The following is a 3,410-nucleotide window of genomic DNA, read 5'->3' as shown; positions in this document are numbered from 1 at the left end:
GACGGGTTCCTGTTCGGTCGGCGGACCTACGAGATCTTCGCCGGCTCCTGGGGAATCATGGCGGATCCGAGCATCAACCCCATCGCGGCGGCCTTGAACACCCTGCCGAAGTACGTGGCGTCGACGACACTCACCGACCCGTCGTGGGCGAACACGACCGTCCTCTCCGGCGACGTCGCGGCCGCCGTGGGCGGGCTCAGAGCCAAACCGGGAGGCGAGTTGCAGGTTCATGGCAGCCGCACGCTCGTCCGGTGGCTGCTCGAGAACGACCTCGTCGACGAAGTCACCCTGCTCACCTTCCCCGTGGTCGTCGGCCAGGGCACACGGCTGTTCCCCGACACCGGCCCGGACCGAGCCCTCGAGCTGATCGAATCGCGGGCCACTCCCAGCGGGGTGACCATGCAGGCCTATCGACCTGCTGGACGCCCGCAATACCGAACGGCCACGGCCGACATGGCGCACGTGATTTAGCGACGCGAACCGTCTGACCTTCAGCTCTCAGACGAGCACCGCGCCGTGGAACACGGCCTCGACGTTGTTGCCGTCGGGGTCGCGGACGAACGCGGCGTAGTACCCGGGGTGGTACTCGGGCCAGAGGCGCGGTGCGTGCAGCGATTCCGCGCCGAGTGTGAGCGCGGCGTCGTGGAACGCCTGCACCGCGTCGTTGCCCGCGGCCTGGAAGGCGAAGTGGATCGGCGCGCCCACCTGGCGGTCGGCGCCGTCCTCGATCCAGAAGTCCGGCTTGCCGTCACTGCCGTAGCCGATGGCCGGGCCGACGTCCATCTGTCGGGTGTGGCCCAGCACGCCAAGCACCGCGTCGTAAAACTCCTTGGACTTCGCGTAGTCGGCGCAGATGATTCCAAAGTGATCGATCACGGGTTCATCCTGATTCATCCTGGCACCCACCGGGGATGAAGTCGTACATTCGGCTGATGGCCTACGACCTGATCATTCGCAACGGCACGATCGTCGACGGACTCGGGAGTGAGCCGTTCGTCGGGGACGTCGCGGTGGCCGACGGAGTCATCGCGGCGGTCGGGACGGTCGATGGTGATGCCAAGCGCGAGATCGACGCGACGGGCCTGCTCGTCACCCCCGGCTTCGTCGACCTCCACACCCACTATGACGGCCAGGCGATCTGGTCGGACCGCATGACGCCGTCATCGGCCCACGGCGTGACGACCGCGGTGATGGGCAACTGCGGTGTCGGCTTCGCGCCGTGCCGACCCGATGACCACGAAACGCTCGTCGATCTCATGGCAGGCGTCGAGGACATCCCCGGCGTCGTCATGGTGGACGGGCTGCCCTGGACGTGGGAGACGTTCCCGGAGTTCCTCGACGCGCTGGACGGCCGTCGCAGGGACATCGACGTCGCCGCGTTCCTGCCACACTCCCCGCTGCGGGTGTACGTGATGGGTCAGCGCGGCGTCGACCGTGAACCCGCGACCGCAGAGGACCTCTCGCTGATGCGCAAGCTCGCCGCCGAGGCCGTTCAGGTCGGTGCGCTGGGCTTCGCATCGTCGCGGTTGACGCTGCACAAGAGCGAAAGTGGCCAGCCGATACCGAGTTTCGGTGCCGGGCGCGACGAGATCGAGGCGATCGCGCGCGGCGTCAAGGATGCGGGCGGCGGCCTGATCCAGTTCGTGCCCGACCTGGTGGCCGGTGACTACGGGCCCGCGTTGCAGACCGTGTTCGACGTCGCGGAGGACGTCGGCCTTCCGGTGACGTTCACCCTGGCGATCGGCAACGCAGGCGACCCGTTCTTCGTCGACGGCCTCAATCTCGTCGAGAAGGCCAATCAGAACAGCGGAGCCGCAGGTCCACGGGTCACCGCGCAGGTGTTTCCGCGACCGATCGGCCTTGTCATCGGTCTCGAGCTGAGCGGCAACCCGTTCGTGATGTACCCGAGCTACCGGGAGATCGCCGACCTGCCGCTGGCCGAGCGCGTCGCGGAGATGCGCAAACCCGAAGTGCGGACCCGCATTCTGGCCGACAAGCCCGCGAGTGACGGCCACCCGCTGATGTTCGCGGCCCAGGCGTTTGAGTGGATGTTCCCGTTGGGCGATCCGCCGAACTACGAGCCCGACCGTTCCGACAGCATCGCCTCGCGAGCACGGGCACGCGGAGTCAGCCCGCTCGAAGAGGCCTACGACCGCGTGCTCGACGACGACGGGCACGCCATGCTGCTCATCACCCTTGCCAACTTCCGGGACGGCTCGCTGGACACCGTCGCCGAACTGATCCGCCGCGACGACGTCGTCCTCGGCCTCGGCGACGGCGGCGCGCACTACGGGATGATCTGCGACGCAAGCTTTCCCACCTACATGCTGGCGTACTGGGCGCGTGACCGTGCCACCGGGCGGCTTTCGGTCGCGGAGGCGGTGCGCGAGCTGACGTCGGCGCCCGCCCGCGTCGCGGGACTCGCCGACCGGGGCCGCATCGCCGTCGGCTACAAGGCGGACCTCAACGTCATCGACCACGACGCCGTGCGGTTACACAGGCCGGTCGTCGCCCGCGACCTGCCTGCGGGTGGCCGCCGACTCGACCAGACCGCCGACGGGTACGTGGCGACTGTCGTCTCCGGAGAGGTGATCGCCGAAAACGGCGTTCCCACCGCCGCCCGACCAGGCAAACTGGTCCGCGGCCGTCAGCACACCCCGGTGTCATGAGCGCCGACGATCACGGACCGAGCGAACTCTCGGACGTCGAGCTCCGGATCCGGGCACTCGAATCACTGCTGAGCGAAAAGGGTTACCTCGATCCGGCGGCGGTCGATGCGATCGCCGAGACGTACGAGACGCGGATCGGGCCGCGCAATGGCGCCACGGTCGTCGCGAAGGCATGGACGGATGACGAGTTCTCCGCCTGGCTGCGCGAAGATGCCACGGCGGCAACGCGATCCATGGGATTCGGCGGTCGCGGCGGCGAACACGTCAGCGCGGTGTTCAACAGCCCGACCGAGCACAACCTGGTGGTGTGCACGCTGTGCTCGTGCTACCCGTGGCCGCTGCTGGGCCTGCCTCCCGTCTGGTACAAATCCGCGCCGTACCGGTCGAGGGCGGTGATCGACCCGCGGGGCGTCCTCGCAGACTTCGGGCTGACATTGGCCGCGGACGCTCGAATCCGAGTGTGGGACTCCACGTCGGAGATGCGCTACCTGGTGATCCCGATGCGCCCGGCAGGCACCGACGGCTGGGCGCAGGACCGGTTGACCGCACTGGTGACCCGAAACTCGATGATCGGCACCGGCTTGGCGTTACGGCCCGACCGGTTGGATCCCGCATGAACGGCGTTCACGACATGGGCGGCCTGATGCCCTTCGGCCCGGTGATCGAAGAGCCGGACGAGCCGATCTTCCACGCCGAATGGGAGAAACGGGCACTCGGCATCAGTGTCGCGATGGGTGCCAT

At 68.1% G+C, this 3,410-nt stretch carries 4 protein-coding genes and 1 pseudogene; 4 read left to right on the top strand and 1 reads right to left on the bottom strand.

Annotated features, from left to right (window positions below; translation table 11 throughout):
* Nucleotides 1-471 (top strand): dihydrofolate reductase family protein (locus tag ACRDUX_RS28045; protein ID WP_526418643.1); only part of this gene is annotated, 471 nt, incomplete at its 5' end.
* A 27-nt stretch (nucleotides 472-498) separates the two neighbouring features.
* Here ACRDUX_RS28045 and ACRDUX_RS28040 read toward each other — a convergent pair.
* Entirely contained in the window at nucleotides 499-876 is a 378-nt protein-coding gene (locus ACRDUX_RS28040) for a VOC family protein (protein ID WP_526418641.1), read from the bottom strand.
* Nucleotides 877-932: 56 nt separating this feature from the next.
* On the opposite strand from ACRDUX_RS28040, the gene ACRDUX_RS28035 reads away from it, so the two are divergent.
* From ACRDUX_RS28035 to ACRDUX_RS28025, 3 genes and pseudogenes are all read left to right on the top strand, one after another.
* On the top strand, nucleotides 933-2,669 hold the full coding sequence (locus ACRDUX_RS28035; RefSeq protein ID WP_526418645.1) for an N-acyl-D-amino-acid deacylase family protein: 1,737 nt from the start codon (nucleotides 933-935) through the stop codon (nucleotides 2,667-2,669).
* Nucleotides 2,666-3,286, top strand: coding sequence for a nitrile hydratase subunit alpha (gene nthA, locus ACRDUX_RS28030; RefSeq protein ID WP_526418639.1), 621 nt, complete (start codon nucleotides 2,666-2,668; stop codon nucleotides 3,284-3,286). Before ACRDUX_RS28035 ends, nthA begins: the two co-directional genes overlap by 4 nt.
* Nucleotides 3,283-3,410: pseudogene (locus ACRDUX_RS28025) on the top strand (nitrile hydratase subunit beta); the annotation flags it as partial. The gene nthA and the pseudogene ACRDUX_RS28025, both read left to right, overlap by 4 nt.

It is taken from the genome of Mycobacterium sp. (assembly GCF_050701675.1).
Lineage (GTDB): Bacteria > Actinomycetota > Actinomycetes > Mycobacteriales > Mycobacteriaceae > Mycobacterium.
The sequence above is the reverse complement of the archived record's forward strand: the minus strand, read 5'-3'. Positions and strand labels throughout refer to the sequence as shown.